Genomic DNA, 15029 nt, shown 5'->3' with positions numbered 1-15029 from the left:
CTCAAGAGCACGCCACATAGCGTACAAGTTCTATGGGTCTGCAAGAATGTAGTTCCTCTACCTGCCACGTAACTACAAATAGTTATTATTTACTGAATTATGTGATCGTAGATCCGTCATTCCGCACCTGATTTTGCTATTTTCAGTGCTTGACGGCGATCGGCCGTTCTGATCTATTACTCTCTTTTGCAGGTAGATCATCATGGCCGCACCCGCTATCTCGATCCGTAACCTCGATCACCTTGGTTTGGTCGCCGCACTCTGCCAGGAACTGGGCATTGCCCGCATGATCGATGCCTTGCTCCCCAAAACCCCGCCTTTCAAGGTCTCACATGGTGAAGCCTTGGTCGCCATGATAGTGAACGGCCTCGGCTTTCACAGCAGCACCCTGCACATGTTCCCGCAATTCTTCGCTAACAAGCCGGTTGAGCGCCTGATTGGCCCCGGGATCTGTGCTGATGACCTCAATGATGATGTGCTCGGTCGCTGTCTCGATGCCCTCTTTGAGGCCGATGTCAGCGCCTTGTATCAGGTGATGGCGGCGCAAGTTGTCGAGCGGCTGGGGCTCAAAAGCACCGCAGTGCACCTCGATATTACCAGCTTCCACGTCGATGGCGCCTATGACTGTGCCGATGGGGATCTGGTCGGTAAGCTGCAACTGGTGCGTGGTTATAGTCGTGATCACCGGCCAGAGCTGAATCAAGTGATCCTTGAGCTCATCTGTGAAAATCAGGCCGGCCTACCTGTCTATATGCAGGCCCTGAGCGGCAATAGTAATGACACCAAAGCCTTTGCCCAGACCGTTCGTCGCCATTTGAGCAGTCTCAAGGCCGCGCAGGAGTGCCGTTATCTGGTCGGCGATGCCGCACTGTACTGCGCCGATACCTTGCAATTACTGGCGCAACAGCAGCAACTATTTGTGACCCGGGTGCCCGTCACTCTCAATGAGGCAAAGCAGGCCGTGGCAACCATAGGTGCACAACCGCTGACCGCTCTGGGCAATGGCTATCATGGCCGTTGGCAACACGCGAATTATGCCGGGGTCGCGCAACGTTGGTTGCTGGTGCGCAGCGAACAAGCCAGCCACCGCGAGCAGCAGACATTGGCCAAAAACCTGCTCAAAGACAGTACCCGCGAGCTCAAAGCCTTCGCCAAATTGTGTGCCCGACGCTTTGCTTGTGAGGCGGATGCCCAAGCTGAGTTGAGCTGTTTTACCGCCAGCTTGATGCTGCTGCAACTGGATGCCGAAGTGGTAGGTGAACCCGTTTATACAGGACGTGGCAGACCCAAGCGTGGCGAAGAGCCAATTGGCCATCAGTTTCAAATCACTGGGTTGGCGGCAACTAGCCTGGCTTGCGTTGAAGAGGCCCACAACCAGACCGGGGTGTTCATCCTGGCGACCAATGACCACAGCGATACGCTGACCATGGCCGAACTTTTGGCCACCTATAAAGCGCAGCAGAATGTCGAACGGGGCTTTCGTTTTCTCAAGAGCCCGGAGTTTTTAACCTCCTCACTGTACCTGAAAAAGCCGGAGCGGATTGAAGCGTTGCTCATGGTGATGACCTGTAGCCTGATGATTTACGCAGCGTTGGAGCACCGGATCCGGCAGGGATTAGTGGAGCAGAATCGCAGTGTGGCGGATATGAAAAAGAAACCGACCCAGCAGCCGACGGCCCGTTGGATCTTTTTGCGCTTTGGTGGCATCCATGAATATCGACTGGGAGAAGCTCCGCCACAAGTAACGGAGCTAACAGGAGACCAGCAGATCATTTTGGAGGTATTGGGTGAGCGCTATCGGCAAATTTATTCCTAAATCAGGTGCGGAATGTCGGGTAGATCCTCTACATCGTAATTCAATGTGATATAAATCACTGTCGTGAGTGGATTTATTTGATGCGTAGCAAGAATTAAACAACGAATAAAGGATTGTTAACATTGCTTGATATTGGTCAAATGCGTATTTCTTAAATGCCTGCAAAGCTAACCATCTAGGGACACAATGGATGGTTGATGCTATGTCGGGTCACAAACAAGAATTTCTAATTTCCAGACGGGGCTTTTTGCTCGGCGCTAGCGCCTTAGGGAAGGTGCGAATAAGTCATATGGCACGAGAGCATTTACTGGTAACCCATTGATATTAAATGACTAAAATTTTCATTTTTTGTTCTTGGGATACTTGTTCGCACTTTCCCTAACCGCTCTTGGTAGAAAGTTTATTTCTGAAAATGCATATTTATAATTCCGCCCTTGGCGGAGAATGCAACCAGATATTTATTACTTTCATCAAGCGTGTACTATTTCTACTTTTCTAGAGTGTATTCATTGCTTGATGGTCTTCTCAAGGAGTATTGATTTTTATGAAGATGGATTTAATTTCTACATTCCATGTTTATATTTAATTTGGAAGAGAAAACAAGGTGGGAAAGTAAAACCTGGTTTCTCTTCGCTGCGTCGCAGCGGAATGTTGAAATGGAAAAATTAATTTATAGCTCTCATAATTAATAAATGGACAGTTTTCCGAATTTTTCAAGTGGGGTGAATGAAATAAATTTCAAAAAATGATGAGATTGGTTGTTTTTGAAGCATTCTGTGGGGGTTCGCCTACCACAACCCTCGATTTAGTTGCACACCCCATGCTGAATCCGTCCCACCAAATTCACAACAGCCTGAACCCCCATCGGTCTATTCAGCAATGTGGCTGGAGCCACGCCACCGAGGCCCCAAGCTGGTCTGTTTATCCATGACAACGCCTTGGCAGTATCGTTCTTGTTGAGGGATAGTGCCGCATTGAGGGCCTGTACAACGCCGTATACCCTAGGGAAGGTGCGAACAAGTCCCTGATATGAGATCATGTTTGTCATCTGGAGCCATGGAGCAGGGTTCATCATGAGTCATCAACTTACCTTCGCCGACAGTGAATTCAGCAGTAAGCACCGTCAGACCAGAAAAGAGATTTTCTTGTCCCGCATGGAGCAGATCCTGCCATGGCAAAACATGGTGGAAGTCATCGAGCCGTTTTATCCCAAGGCTGGTAATGGCCGGCGACCTTATCCGCTGGAAACCATGCTACGCATTCACTGCATGCAGCATTGGTACAACCTGAGCGATGGCGCGATGGAAGATGCTCTGTACGAAATCGCCTCCATGCGTCTGTTTGCCCGGTTATCCCTGGATAGCGCCTTGCCGGACCGCACCACCATCATGAATTTCCGCCACCTGCTGGAGCAGCATCAACTGGCCCGCCAATTGTTCAAGACCATCAATCGCTGGCTGGCCGAAGCAGGCGTCATGATGACTCAAGGCACCTTGGTCGATGCCACCATCATTGAGGCACCCAGCTCGACCAAGAACAAAGAGCAGCAACGCGATCCGCAGATGCATCAGACCAAGAAAGGCAATCAGTGGCACTTTGGCATGAAGGCCCACATTGGTGTCGATGCCAAGAGTGGCCTGACCCACAGCCTAGTCACCACCGCGGCCAACGAGCATGACCTCAATCAGCTGGGTAATCTGCTGCATGGAGAGGAGCAATTTGTCTCAGCCGATGCCGGCTACCAAGGGGCGCCACAGCGCGAGGAGCTGGCCGAGGTGGATGTGGACTGGCTGATCGCCGAGCGCCCCGGCAAGGTAAGAACCTTGAAACAGCATCCACGCAAGAACAAAACGGCCATCAACATCGAATACATGAAAGCCAGCATCCGGGCCAAGGTGGAGCACCCATTTCGCATCATCAAGCGACAGTTCGGCTTCGTGAAAGCCAGATACAAGGGGTTGCTGAAAAACGATAACCAACTGGCGATGTTATTCACGCTGGCCAACCTGTTTCGGGCGGACCAAATGATACGTCAGTGGGAGAGATCTCACTAAAAACTGGGAATAGCGCCTTAAATGGCGAAGAAACGGTCTAAATAGGCTGATTCAAGGCATTTACGGGAGAAAAAATCGGCTCAAACATGAAGAAATGAAATGACTGAGTCAGCCGAGAAGAATTTCCCCGCTTATTCGCACCTTCCCTAGAGAAGCCGGGCGATTCATGCTGCATGAACCGAATCTCTATCTGAGCAGGCCAAAAATAGGGTATGTCCTGATCCAGTCATCCAGCTTTCCCCAAGCGCTCTTCAATAGGTTTATTACTAATTTGTAATTTTTGTGACAGCTTCATGTAATGACTCAGAGTTTATAGTTAGTCACGTAACTTGAGTCATAATTAAATGAGGTGGTTTATGAATATTAAAATTGGTGCATTAATGGCATGTACGCTGGTCGTCGGAAGCTTCTCCGCTTTTGCTCAGGCTCCGGTGCCTTATAACGTTCGTGCTGGGCACAACATTATATATATGGATTGGAGTGCCAACGCACTTAGTACCGACACTGTAAGTGTATCTACCCTGGATGACACTAAACTGGGTACTGTAATGGCTACTCCTGGGAAGACAAAGCAACTGCAACTCCCCATGGGCAAAAGTATCAACACAGTCAAAGTCAGCTACAACGGTGATGTCCATGTGATTGCACTTCAGCATGGAATGGGTAGTGGGCGAAACAGATAAAGCAAATAAAATCATGCGCTTAACGTAAGTTTGGCGCATTTCTTTCTACGCATTGAGAAAAATGACAGTATTGTAATTGTACATTGATTTCTATAATGAGCATCATCACACATCACAGCTGTGATGAAATGGAGGCGCTTATGAATGATGTTCATAGTAAAAATGGATTTAATCCTTCTATCTCAAGAAGAAAGTTTGTTCAAGGGATTGCTGCTGGCGGAGTTGTGGCATCGATTCCTATGTCAATTAACGCTAAAGAAGAACTGCCGCAAAAGGTTTACAGCTCAGTTTTAAGTGGAACAGTAATCGATCTGGTAGTTGAAGAAGTTGTTGTCAACTTTACTGGAAGTACAAGAATTGCCACGGTTGTCAATCGCTCCATACCTGCACCGACATTACGCTTAAAGGAAGGCGATGAGGTTACTCTTCGTGTTACCAATAAGCTCAGTGAGCCTACCTCTATTCATTGGCATGGTATAATACTCCCATTTGAAATGGATGGCGTACCTGGTATTAGTTTCAATGGTATTAAACCAGGAGAGACATTCACATATAAATTCACGTTGGAACAGTCCGGTACATATTGGTATCACTCTCACTCTGGTTCTCAAGAACAGACGGGAATGTATGGCGCTTTAATTATAGAGCCAAAAGAAGGCGAGATTATATCAGCCGATAGAGATTATGTTGTTCTCTTGTCAGACTGGACAGATGAGCACCCGATGCGAATTTTATCAAAATTGAAATCGCAAAGTGATTACTATAATTTTAATCAGCCTACAGCTATCGACTTCATTAATGATGTCAGCAACAGTGGATTAAAAGTTGCCTTCACCAAACGCCAGATGTGGAATGAAATGAGAATGAATTCTACAGATTTGGCTGACTTATCCTCCGCAACTTTAACCTATCTAATGAATGGGACAACCCCTAATGGAAATTGGACTGGTGTCTTTAATAAAGGTGAGAAGATCAGACTTAGATTTATAAATGGTGCTGGAGGGTCTTTTTACGATGTCAGAATTCCAGGCATAAAAATGACGGTTGTACAAACCGATGGTGTTGATATTGAACCTATAGACGTAGATGAGTTTCGTTTCGGCCCTGGTGAAACTTACGATGTCATTGTTCAACCCATCGATAACGCCCATACGATTTTCGCACAGTCGATGGATCGTACTGGTTTTGCCCGAGGTACGTTGTCGACGGCGATTGGCCTTTCAGCTCCGATTCCTACTGTAGACAAACCTGAGCCTCTTTCAATGGAAGATATGATGGGCTCCATGGACGGAATGGATCACGGCTCCATGGCAGGTATGGATCATGGCTCAATGCCTGGTATGGCATCAGGTGCAATGCCAGCGATGGATCATAGCTCTATGGCAGGTATGGATCATGGCTCAATGCCTGGCATGGCATCGGGGGCAATGCCAGCGATGGATCATAGCTCTATGGCAGGTATGGATCATGGCTCAATGCCTGGCATGGCATCGGGGGCAATGCCAACGATGGATCATAGCTCCATGGCTGGTATGAGTAATGCTACACCGCCAAGCAAGGTTAGGCATGCCAGTACAGAGTTTGGGCCCAGTGTTGATGCGAGGGTAGATACACCAAGACGCAATCTGAATGACCCTGGTGTAGGGCTACGTAATAATGGGAGAAGAGTGCTTACGTTAGCAGACCTGAAAACTAAAGGTGGGCCCATAGATCCAAGACCAGCAGAACGCGAAATTGAACTTCATTTGACTGGAAATATGGAACGCTATACATGGTCGTTTGATGGCGTTGAGTTCGGTAAATCAACACCAATTCATTTTAATTATGGAGAAAGAGTTAGAATTACTCTCCACAATGACACCATGATGACCCATCCCATGCATTTACATGGTATGTGGAGTGAACTTGAGAATGAAGATGGCTCCTTTTTGGCAAGAAAGCACACAATACCTGTGCAGCCAGCACAACGAATTAGTTTTCTTGTGACCGCTGATGCCATTGGCCGTTGGGCTTGGCACTGTCATATTATGTTCCATATGGATGCTGGAATGTTCCGTGAAGTAGTGGTTTCTTGAGGAAATAAATAATGCTAATTCAAAGTATAGTAAAAAATGGAATATGGTTGATCAGCCTTGGGTTATTTGCTTCTCTTTCTTTTTCTGAGGAGTCAAAAGATGCTGTTAGCGGCTATCACCCTGATTTAACCGCATCTGAGGATAGCGAACAAAGAAGCCCTGATGAATATTCTGATGGACTCACACTTAGTTCAGGCCCAAGCCTTTTTGAAGGCAGAGAGCAGCTTTCCTTAGCAGATGAACATACCTTTTCTTCTCTGTTAATTGACAGGCTTGAATATTCAAATGGACGAGAGGAAAATTATGCTTCCTACAAAGCCCTTGCTTGGGTAGGGAAAGACTATCAAAAAATATGGTTTAAATCTGAAGGTGAATATAAAAATTCATTACAGGATACAGAAAACCAAGTTCTTTATGGGTATGCTACATCTGCATACTGGGACATCCTTTTTGGAGCAAGATATGATACATATCAATCTAGAAGCGATAAAGGATGGCTTGCCCTTGGCCTACAAGGATTAGCGCCATATTGGTTTGAGGTTGACTCCTCTTTATTTGTAGATCAGCATGGTCTAATGCTTTTAAGCCTAGAGGCGGAATATGACCTCTTACTTACTCAGAAATTGATACTACAGCCCCAAGCTGCAATGAATATTTACAGTAAAGATAATGATGATATGTCTGTTGGGCGAGGTATCTCAGACATCAGCACTGGCTTGCGGTTACGTTATGAAATAAGTAGGCAGTTTGCTCCTTACATAGGCGTTGAATGGAAAACTCTCGCTGGCAATACATACGATCTAGCAAAAGATCATGGGGAGAGTACATCTGATACGAGATTTATTGCAGGTGCCAGATTCTGGTTCTGATTACATAAGGAAGGTAATGTATGAAATTCAAAATGATTACTGCTGCTGTGATAGTAATTTCTACGGGTGTGATGGCTTCTGAGCAAGGTCATGACATGAACTCAATGAAGAATGGCATGAACCATGACATGAGTTCAATGAAGGGGAATCCAGCTCCTATGGGGCATGACATGGGGAGTATGGCTGGTTCCCCTGGTGTTGCCAAAGATGTGTCTAGAACCATTGACGTATCTATGGATGACACCATGCGGTTTACACCGAAAACGATATCGGTCAAACAAGGTGAAACAATCCGATTCTTTATAAAGAATAATGGAAAACTACCACATGAGTTCGTTCTCGGAACAACCTCAGAGCTCAAAGAGCATGCGGGAATGATGCAACAAATGCAAGGTATGCAGATGAAACATAGCATGCCAAACATGATCTCTCTTGCACCCAGTCAGAAGAGTGCAGTGCTATGGAAATTTGATAAAGCAGGTACAGTATCATTTGCTTGTCTTGTACCTGGGCATATGGAAGCTGGTATGGTTGGAGAGGTTGTCGTTAAATAAGAGGCTATCTGAGCCTATATGAAAATCAAAGAGGGGCCTGTTCAGGCCCCTCTTTGATTTTCATAATTCAGTTCTAAACTTTACGGATAATGATAAAAATTAACATAATCAACTGCTTTTTATAAGAAGCAGGAAGAACATACATTGAAGTTAATAAATAGAGCTACTGTGAGAAAAAATGGCCCTGCTCCCTATTTTTCAGAAGGAGGTGACACGCTTTGGTGCCATGGTAACCATCAACACTAACCTGCTCTATCTTGCGCCGCAAGTGATTGAGCAAGGTCGGTACAACCGTCTCCAGGCGGGCCTCAGCTGATAGGTGGCCACATCAACAATTGAATGAAACCTGCGCCAAAACCGCTACTTCTCCTCGCTGGGTAATCCCCCCGAAAAACTGAGGTGCTCATAAGTAGAATTTTCTCGTATCTTGAACGCAGGAGGTTCTACATGAAAACATCACGCTTTAGCGATGCACAGATCATCGCCATCCTCAAGCAGGCCGAGTCTGGTTCACCCGTCCCTGAGCTCTGCCGTGAGCATGGCATCAGCTCCGCCACCTTCTACAAGTGGCGCTCCAAATTCGGTGGCATGGATGCCTCTCTCATGGCGCGCCTCAAAGAGCTGGAAGAGGAAAATCGTCGCCTTAAGAAGATGTATGCCGAGGAGCGCCTAAAGGCTGAGATCATCTCCGAGGCGATGGCAAAAAAGTGGTGACGCCATCTGCCCGCAGGGAGATGGCGACCAAGGCTGTGGCTCATTACGCCATTTCTATCCGTCTGGCTTGCCAGGTGTTCAAGGTGAGCGAGGGTTGCTACCGTTATCAGCCCGTGCTGGCTGATGAAAACCAGGAGATTGCCGACTGGCTACTGCGCCTCACCGCCAACCAGCGCAACTGGGGTTTCGGACTGTGCTTCCTGTACCTGCGTAACGTCAAAGGCTTTGGCTGGAACCACAAGCGGGTCTACCGGATCTATCGGGCGCTAGAGCTCAATCTGCGGATAAAACCCAAGAAGCGGCTAGTACGCGCCAAGCCGGAGCCGTTGGCAGTCCCTGACCAACCGAATCACTGTTGGTCGATGGACTTTATGCATGACCAGCTCAGCGATGGTCGTTCGGTGCGGTTGTTTAATGTGATCGATGACTTCAATCGCGAAGCACTGTGCATCGAGGTGGATTTTTCCTTGCCTGCCTCGCGAGTCAAACGGGTGCTGGAGCAGGTCATCGAGTGGCGGGGCAAACCAGCCGCAATCCGCTGTGATAATGGTCCGGAATACATCAGCGAAGAGCTCAAGCAATGGGCGCAGCAGAAGAGGATTGCGCTGAGGTATATCCAGCCAGGCAACCCGCAGCAGAATGCCTACATAGAGCGATTTAACCGCACTGTGCGTTACGACTGGTTGGGCCATTACCTGTTTGAGTCACTGAATGAGTTACAGGAATTTGCCACGAACTGGCTGTGGGTTTATAACCATGAGCGGCCCAATATGGCGCTGGGCGGCTACACGCCGAAACAGCGCTTGGCACAGGCCGCATGACCTCTACTTTTGAGTGCTCCAAAAAATGGGGGGATTACCACCCTGGTGGAGCGCAAGAGCCGGCTCTATCTGGTCAAGCGGGTCGCGAGCAAACAGGCTGGGGTGGTGCGGGATGCGATAATCGAGATGTTAACGCCCTACATCGAGCAGGTGCATACCATCACCTTTGACAACGGCGGCGAGTTTGCCGAACACAAGGCGATAGAGGAAGCGCTGGGTGCCGAGACTTACTTTGCGCACCCTTACTCTTCGTGGGAGCGCGGTCTGAACGAGAACAACAATGGGCTGTTGAGGCAGTTTATCCCAAAGGGAACAGACCTGAGAGAGGTCACGGACGAGGATGTCAGGAGAGCGGAGCAGTGGCTCAACCTACGACCTCGGAAATGTCTCGGATTCAGGCAGCCTGTCAAGGTATTCGAAGAGTACCGTCAGGCGGCATAGGCGAGTGTCGCACTTCGAAGTTGAATTCGCGAGATGGTTGATAGATCGACTCCGTAGTTGAGTTCCTCTGCGAAGTCCGGCAGTCCGTAACCGATGGTTTTCTTGTAGAAAGGAGAGACCTTCGCAGTCGGTGCCTTCTTCTTGTGCTTCGTGGTGTAGAGCATTCGTGCCCGCATCACCTCGAAGGAGTAACCGCGCCCTTCACGGTTCTTGTCCTTGGCCAGTCGGTTGATGGACTCCGTGTAAGCGTTGGTGACGGGCATGTCCGTCTCGAAGTAGGTCATGGTCTCTTCGCGCCAGTTTCCCACTGCCCTGACCAGATCGCTCCAGACTTCCTTTTGGCCCTTCGGGATGGTGGCTATCCACTCGTCCAGGGCGGCTTCTGCCTGGAGCCGTGTGGTGGCGTCCCAGATGCCGTAGAAGCGCTCCTTGTGCTCGTAGGCGGCCAGCAGTTGCGGGAACGCGCCTGTCCAGGTCTCCATGATGAGGCGCTCCCGGTCTGAGACTTCGTGAGCGCGTTTCAGCAGGATTTTCCGGTCTCCCTTGAGAGTCCGGCTCTGGGACGGTTTCAGCTCCTTTCTGAGGCCCTTGCGCACTCTCTCTAGGGCATCGTTGGCCATGCGCACCACATGGAACTTATCGACCACGATACGGGCCTGGGGCAGCACAGCCTTGACCGCTGCCCGGTAGGGGTTCCACATGTCCATGCTGACGATCTCGACCTTCTGCCGGTCTTTCAGCTTCATCAGGTAGTTGGTCACCACGTCCTGGCGGCGGGTGGCCAGCAGGTCGAGCAGGGTTCGCTCCTCAATGTTGGTCAGAATGCAGCGGTAGCGCTTGTTCAGGTATAGCTCGTCAATGCCCAGGATGCGGGGCGTCTCGAAGCGGTGCCAGCGCCCCAGGAACTCGGCGCGGGCGTTGAAGATGTCGCGCACCGTCTTCTCGTCCAGGCCGGTCTGTGCCGCCACAAAGGTGTAGGGGTGGTTGAAGGATTCCTTCTCCACGTACTCATGCAGCCGCAGTGTCATACGGAATCCGTCCACCATCTCCGGTAGCTGGGGCCTGAATGTTGTCTTGCAGGCCCGGCAGGTGTATCGGCGGCGGACCACCCAGAGAGTGACCCGCTTGCCGTGGATGGGCAGATCACGATAGGGAACGTCACGCTTGCCGAACCGTACGAACTCACCCTGCACGCCGCATTCCTCGCAGGCGATGGGATCGGGCACGTCCACCTGGAAGTGCATTTCGTCGTCGGTTGATTTGCAGCCCAGTACTTGGTATTGCGGCAGGTGAAGGATGTTGTCGGGAAGTTCGGTCATGGTGTTGTATAGGCGTAGGTGTCAGTCAGATCCATCCGACTCGGCATTGGTGTTTGCTTTTTTACCCAACAAGCTGCTGGAAACTAAAAGTAAGGCACCGAGGACAATTGCAATATCAGCCAGGTTGAAGGCCGGCCAATGCCAGTCTCGCCAATAGAAATCAAAGGAATCCACAACATAGCCGCGAAAGACCCGGTCAATCAGGTTGCCCATGGCGCCACCGAGGATAAGACTGTAAGCGATGGCTTCTCCTTTATGACGATTTTCAAGGATCAGCTTGATCAGAAAAATCGAGACCACTACCGCGATTCCGATAAAAAAGTAGCGCTGCCAGCCTCCACCATTCGCAAAAAGACTGAATGCGGCACCGGTATTCCATACGTGTACCCAGTTAAAGAATGAGGTCACTGAAATAGACTCGCCATATGCCATTGATTGTTGCACCAGCCATTTTACGGCCTGATCAGACGCTGCCAGCAGGCCGGAGATGGACAACAGAGCGTACGGTGACAGATGTTTGCCAAAAATGGACATTGCTTAATCCTTGAGCGCCAGAATGCGTCTAGCACCGTTAAGTACAATTACCCCCGCGATGGTGCCGATAATCAGATCCGGATAATTGGACCCGGTCCACGCGACCAGAGCGCCGGCGGTGATGACCCCCAGGTTGATCACCACGTCGTTGGCCGAGAATATCCAGCTTGCCTTCATGTGCGCCCCGCCCTCCCGATGTTTGGATATGAGCAGCAGACAACTGGTATTGGCAATCAATGCGACGAATGCGATAGCCATCATCACCAGCGATTCAGGCTCACTACCGAATACAAAGCGTCTCACCACCTCTATGAGTACGCCCACAGCCAAGATCAGTTGCAGTACACCAGCAAGATGCGCGGCACGTACCTGCATTTTCACGCTATGTCCAACCGCATAAAGGGCAAGCCCGTACACCGCCGCATCGGCAAAATTGTCCAGGGATTCTCCAATCAGGCCGGTGGACCGGGCGATCAGACCGGCGGTCATTTCCACCACGAACAGAAGTGCATTGATGCCGAGCAACCAGCGCAGGGTCCCGGATTCTTGCTTAGCAGAAGCTGCCGAAAACTCGGCGGCCTTGATGGTCTCCGGATTTGCAGCGACGGTTTCCTGAAGCGAGGCGCCTAGCCCCAAGGTCTTCAGTTTCGAGGTGACGGGCTCGACCTCGCCGTCATGCACGACCTTCAGCCGGCGGTTCGACAAGTCGAAGGACAGCGCCCGAATCTCCTCAAAGCCGTTCAGGGCTAGGCGAATCATTCGTTCTTCTGATGGACAGTCCATCTTCGGCACGGCATAAACACTGACCCATTCCCCCGACGCATCGGAGGAGGCCTGCATATCGGTATCCGCCGCAGGCCTTGCATGGTCGCCACAGGGGCCTCCGCAGTTTTTACTCATGATATGACTCCACTTGAATGTGATCGGGTTTTCATTTAAAACTATATAGTCGCTATAAGGTCAATAGCGTAGAGAATCCGTTGCGGAGGAACCCGATGCGTATTGGTCAGTTGGCACAGTCAGTAGGGGTAGATACACAGACGATCCGCTTCTACGAACGGCAGGGCTTGTTGCCGCCGCCTGGTCGGCAGGAGAACGGTTACCGTGTCTATACCGAGAAACACGTTGAGCGGCTGGCCTTTATTCGTCGCTGCCGCATCCTGGATCTGTCACTGGCAGAAATTCACGAACTAAAGCGCTATCAGGACGACCCTCATCAGTCCTGTACCGCTGTCAACGCCTTGCTCGATGATCACATCTCTCATGTGCGGTCGCAGATAACCGCTCTGCAAGCGCTTGAGAAACAACTCGTTTCACTGAGAGCGAGTTGCAACGATGACCGGGAAGTTGAGGCGTGTGGGGTTCTTGCTGGAATTAGCGAAGGAAACATGCACCAGCAGTAGGTGAAGCATCAACCAGATAATCCGATGAGATGCCGGTCTGTCTCACTCTCATGCAAAGGTAAGATCAACCATTTAATCCGCTTACCCGTTTCAGTCCCCCGGTGTCAGAATAGTTGTCGCCTAATCTGAATAATCTAAATGTGAAGACCGGGGGCGGATAAAGAGTGTCGAATGGCTCGTTATTCAAGTGAGCGCAAGGCTGCTTTGCTCAAGAAGCTGCTGCCGCCCATCAATATGTCGGTGGCCGAGTTGGCTCGGCAGGAAAACATCAGCGAGGTCACTCTGTATAATTGGCGCAAACACGCCAAAGACGGAGGGTCTCCTGTGCCCGGGGACAACAAACTGACCGATGAATGGCCCGCCGAGGCCAAGTTCGCCGTCGTGCTGGAAACCGCTGCGCTTTCCGAGATTGAACTCAGTGAGTACTGCCGCCGTAAGGGTCTCTATCCCGAGCAAGTCCAGCAATGGCGCCAAGCCTGTATTCTGGGCCAGCAATCCGCTCGTACCTTACAACAGGCGGAGAAGGCACAGGCCAAAGCGGACAAGAAGCGTATCCGGCAACTGGAGCAAGAGCTGCGGCGCAAAGACAAGGCCCTGGCCGAGGCGGCAGCTCTGCTGATATTGCAAAAAAAGCTCGATGCCTACTGGAGCAACGTCGACGAGGACAACTGACCTCGTTGCCAGAGCGGCAGCAATACGTTGCATGGTGGCGCGAAGCGCTTGAAGCTGGCGCCCGCAAGCATCCTGCGGCCGAGGTGTTGGGGCTGAGTCTGCGCACGCTCCAGCGCTGGTTGGCCGGGCCTGAGCTGAGTGCCGATAGGCGACCGGATGCGGTTCGTTCCATACCTGCTCATGCATTGAGCCCAGAGGAGCGGCAGGCCGTGCTGGACGTCTGCAATAGCCAGGAGTTCGCCTCGTTGCCGCCGAGTCAAATTGTGCCACGGCTGGCCGACCAGGGGCGCTACTTGGCCAGTGAGTCGAGCTTCTATCGCATCTTGCGGGCGGCTGACCAGCAGCACAGGCGTGGCCGGAGCCAGCCACCGCGTCATGTGCCGGTACCAACCAGCCATACCGCGACTGGGCCCAATCAAGTGTGGTCCTGGGATATCACCTACTTGCCGTCACTCGTGCGCGGCCAGTATTACTACCTCTATCTGATAGAGGACATCTACCGCCGCAAAGGGGTGGGCTGGGAAGTGCATGAGCAAGAGTGCGGTGAACGGGCGGCGGCGTTGCTGCAACGGAGCATCATCCGCGAGCAGTGCTGGAAGCAGCCGCTGGTCTTGCACTCGGACAACGGCGCGCCAATGAAGTCAGTCACGCTGCTGACCAAGATGCATGACCTGGGTGACACGCCCTCGCGGGGACGGCCTCGGGTCAGCAACGATAATCCGTACTCGGAGTCATTGTTCAGGACGCTGAAGTACTGTCCGCAGTGGCCATCAGACGGCTTTGCCAGTCTGGAAGCGGCCAGGGAGTGGGTGCGCGACTTTATGGCCTGGTATAACGAAGAGCACCGGCATAGCCGTATCCGCTTCGTCACACCCAACGAGCGGCATCGGGGTGACGATAAAGCCCTGCTGGCGAAACGGGATGCTGTGTACCAGGCCGCCCGAGCACAACACCCAGCGAGGTGGAGTGGCAAGACGCGATACTGGACACCTATCGGTGCCGTGATGCTAAATCCGGAGCGGCCCGAGAAACCCGAGCCGGAGCAAAAAGAGGCTGCTTAAAACAGCTTTGCGC

At 51.0% G+C, this 15029-nt stretch carries 13 protein-coding genes and 2 pseudogenes; 10 read left to right on the top strand and 5 right to left on the bottom strand.

Translation table 11 applies throughout. The features are described 5' to 3' along the window. Nucleotides 1-202 precede the first annotated feature (202 nt). Nucleotides 203-1816 (top strand): IS1634-like element ISAs25 family transposase, encoded by a 1614-nt coding sequence (locus tag C2U37_RS14495; protein ID WP_049636888.1) that lies wholly within the window; start codon nucleotides 203-205, stop codon nucleotides 1814-1816. Nucleotides 1817-2621: 805 nt separating this feature from the next. Here the strand turns inward: C2U37_RS14495 and C2U37_RS25295 are convergent. Beyond that, a complete protein-coding gene (locus C2U37_RS25295; protein ID WP_324826347.1) occupies nucleotides 2622-2711 on the bottom strand; it encodes a hypothetical protein in 90 nt (29 codons plus the stop codon). Between the two features lie 178 nt (nucleotides 2712-2889). On the opposite strand from C2U37_RS25295, the gene C2U37_RS14485 reads away from it, so the two are divergent. From C2U37_RS14485 to C2U37_RS14465, 5 genes are all read left to right on the top strand, one after another. Next, on the top strand, nucleotides 2890-3870 hold the full coding sequence (locus tag C2U37_RS14485) for an IS5-like element IS5 family transposase (RefSeq protein ID WP_041211574.1): 981 nt from the start codon (nucleotides 2890-2892) through the stop codon (nucleotides 3868-3870). Nucleotides 3871-4226: 356 nt separating this feature from the next. Beyond that, nucleotides 4227-4553 (top strand): hypothetical protein, encoded by a 327-nt coding sequence (locus C2U37_RS14480; RefSeq protein ID WP_017778717.1) that lies wholly within the window; start codon nucleotides 4227-4229, stop codon nucleotides 4551-4553. A 95-nt stretch (nucleotides 4554-4648) separates the two neighbouring features. Continuing rightward, nucleotides 4649-6628, top strand: coding sequence for a copper resistance system multicopper oxidase (locus C2U37_RS14475; RefSeq protein WP_426010981.1), 1980 nt, complete (start codon nucleotides 4649-4651; stop codon nucleotides 6626-6628). A gap of 11 nt (nucleotides 6629-6639) precedes the next feature. Beyond that, nucleotides 6640-7497, top strand: coding sequence for a copper resistance protein B (locus tag C2U37_RS14470; RefSeq protein WP_005303868.1), 858 nt, complete (start codon nucleotides 6640-6642; stop codon nucleotides 7495-7497). Between the two features lie 20 nt (nucleotides 7498-7517). Further along, nucleotides 7518-8051: a cupredoxin family protein gene (locus tag C2U37_RS14465; RefSeq protein WP_087756363.1), complete on the top strand. Its 534-nt coding sequence runs from the start codon at nucleotides 7518-7520 to the stop codon at nucleotides 8049-8051. A 190-nt stretch (nucleotides 8052-8241) separates the two neighbouring features. Here the strand turns inward: C2U37_RS14465 and C2U37_RS25095 are convergent. Further along, nucleotides 8242-8411, bottom strand: a pseudogene (locus C2U37_RS25095) (IS5/IS1182 family transposase); the annotation flags it as partial. Nucleotides 8412-8498: 87 nt separating this feature from the next. On the opposite strand from C2U37_RS25095, the gene C2U37_RS14460 reads away from it, so the two are divergent. Beyond that, a protein-coding gene (locus C2U37_RS14460) for an IS3-like element ISAs22 family transposase (protein ID WP_088821966.1) occupies nucleotides 8499-9586 on the top strand; the annotation gives its coding sequence in 2 pieces (ribosomal slippage) (nucleotides 8499-8751 and nucleotides 8751-9586; 1089 coding nt in all). Nucleotides 9587-9619: 33 nt separating this feature from the next. Then, nucleotides 9620-10027 (top strand): annotated as a pseudogene (locus C2U37_RS14455) (IS30 family transposase); the annotation flags it as partial. Here the strand turns inward: C2U37_RS14455 and C2U37_RS14450 are convergent. From C2U37_RS14450 to C2U37_RS14440, 3 genes are read right to left on the bottom strand one after another with little or no spacing between them, the layout of a single operon-like run. Then, complete coding sequence (locus C2U37_RS14450; RefSeq protein ID WP_104452523.1) at nucleotides 10015-11346, bottom strand: ISL3-like element ISPpu12 family transposase; 1332 nt, start codon at nucleotides 11344-11346, stop codon at nucleotides 10015-10017. The pseudogene C2U37_RS14455 and the gene C2U37_RS14450 overlap by 13 nt on opposite strands. 21 nt (nucleotides 11347-11367) lie before the next feature. Next, nucleotides 11368-11880: a signal peptidase II gene (gene lspA, locus C2U37_RS14445; RefSeq protein ID WP_004813174.1), complete on the bottom strand. Its 513-nt coding sequence runs from the start codon at nucleotides 11878-11880 to the stop codon at nucleotides 11368-11370. A gap of 3 nt (nucleotides 11881-11883) precedes the next feature. Continuing rightward, complete coding sequence (locus C2U37_RS14440) at nucleotides 11884-12780, bottom strand: cation transporter (RefSeq protein ID WP_008985553.1); 897 nt, start codon at nucleotides 12778-12780, stop codon at nucleotides 11884-11886. Nucleotides 12781-12875: 95 nt separating this feature from the next. On the opposite strand from C2U37_RS14440, the gene cadR reads away from it, so the two are divergent. Both cadR and C2U37_RS14430 read left to right on the top strand, forming a co-directional pair. Then, nucleotides 12876-13283 (top strand): Cd(II)/Pb(II)-responsive transcriptional regulator, encoded by a 408-nt coding sequence (gene cadR, locus C2U37_RS14435; protein ID WP_024126910.1) that lies wholly within the window; start codon nucleotides 12876-12878, stop codon nucleotides 13281-13283. A 171-nt stretch (nucleotides 13284-13454) separates the two neighbouring features. Further along, nucleotides 13455-15016, top strand: a protein-coding gene (locus tag C2U37_RS14430) for an IS3-like element ISAs20 family transposase (protein ID WP_087756362.1) whose coding sequence is annotated in 2 segments (ribosomal slippage) — nucleotides 13455-13917 and nucleotides 13917-15016 — 1563 coding nt in all. Because the reading frame shifts where the segments join, the coding sequence is not laid out codon by codon here. The last annotated feature ends 13 nt before the right edge of the window (nucleotides 15017-15029 follow it).

It is taken from the genome of Aeromonas sp. ASNIH1 (genome assembly GCF_002934285.1).
In the GTDB taxonomy this organism is placed as follows: domain Bacteria; phylum Pseudomonadota; class Gammaproteobacteria; order Enterobacterales; family Aeromonadaceae; genus Aeromonas; species Aeromonas caviae.
This window is presented reverse-complemented; position numbering and strand designations above follow the sequence as displayed.

Excerpts from the sequence above, each read along its gene's own strand:
- C2U37_RS14465 (WP_087756363.1), top strand. The coding sequence starts at position 7,518 with ATGAAATTCAAAATGATTACTGCTGCTGTGATAGTAATTTCTACGGGT.
- C2U37_RS14440 (WP_008985553.1), bottom strand. The coding sequence starts at position 12,780 with ATGAGTAAAAACTGCGGAGGCCCCTGTGGCGACCATGCAAGGCCTGCG.
- C2U37_RS14470 (WP_005303868.1), top strand. The coding sequence starts at position 6,640 with ATGCTAATTCAAAGTATAGTAAAAAATGGAATATGGTTGATCAGCCTT.
- C2U37_RS14475 (WP_426010981.1), top strand. The coding sequence starts at position 4,649 with ATGAGCATCATCACACATCACAGCTGTGATGAAATGGAGGCGCTTATG.
- C2U37_RS14480 (WP_017778717.1), top strand. The coding sequence starts at position 4,227 with ATGAATATTAAAATTGGTGCATTAATGGCATGTACGCTGGTCGTCGGA.
- C2U37_RS14495 (WP_049636888.1), top strand. The coding sequence starts at position 203 with ATGGCCGCACCCGCTATCTCGATCCGTAACCTCGATCACCTTGGTTTG.
- lspA (WP_004813174.1), bottom strand. The coding sequence starts at position 11,880 with ATGTCCATTTTTGGCAAACATCTGTCACCGTACGCTCTGTTGTCCATC.
- cadR (WP_024126910.1), top strand. The coding sequence starts at position 12,876 with ATGCGTATTGGTCAGTTGGCACAGTCAGTAGGGGTAGATACACAGACG.
- C2U37_RS14485 (WP_041211574.1), top strand. The coding sequence starts at position 2,890 with ATGAGTCATCAACTTACCTTCGCCGACAGTGAATTCAGCAGTAAGCAC.
- C2U37_RS14450 (WP_104452523.1), bottom strand. The coding sequence starts at position 11,346 with ATGACCGAACTTCCCGACAACATCCTTCACCTGCCGCAATACCAAGTA.